The organism is Alcanivorax sp. HI0007, assembly GCF_001635525.1.
Taxonomy (GTDB): Bacteria; Pseudomonadota; Gammaproteobacteria; order Pseudomonadales; family Alcanivoracaceae; genus Alcanivorax.
This window is the reverse complement of record NZ_LWEJ01000049.1, coordinates 1-485: the sequence shown is the minus strand read 5'-3', so window position 1 is coordinate 485 and position 485 is coordinate 1. Positions and strand designations below refer to the sequence as shown.

Annotated in this window: 1 protein-coding gene; it reads right to left on the bottom strand. The window is 60.2% G+C overall.

All coding sequences use genetic code 11. The features are described 5' to 3' along the window. A partial coding sequence (locus tag A3714_RS02825; RefSeq protein ID WP_369817819.1) for a type II and III secretion system protein family protein occupies positions 1–485 on the bottom strand: 485 nt, incomplete at both ends.

Here is a 485-nt window from a genome sequence, read left to right as displayed (position 1 = left end):
GTCACCAGGTGAGGGGTCACCACCATCACCAGTTCCTTGTCACTTTTCTCGATGCGCGAAGAGCGGAAGAACGCCCCCAGCAGGGGAATGTTGCCAATCCCCGGCAGGCGATCGCTGTTGTTGATGGTATTCCGACTGACCAGACCACTGATGATAAAGGTCTCACCGGGTGCCAGAGACACCGTGGTTTCCGCACGCCGCACCCGCAGGCCCGGTACCGCCACGCCGCCGGTTTCCACCCCGGCAGAAAAATCCAGTTCGGACACTTCCGGCGCAACCTTGAGAATAATCTGCCCCGCATCAATCACGGTTGGAGTGAGGCTCAAGCCAATACCGAATTCCTTGAACTCGATCTGCACCCCGGTGTTGTCACTCCGAATGGGGACCGGGAATTCACCGCCGGACAGAAAGCTGGCGCTTTGCCCGGACAGGCTGGTCAGGGAAGGTTCGGCCAGGGTATAGGCAAAGCCCCCGGCTTCCAGCGC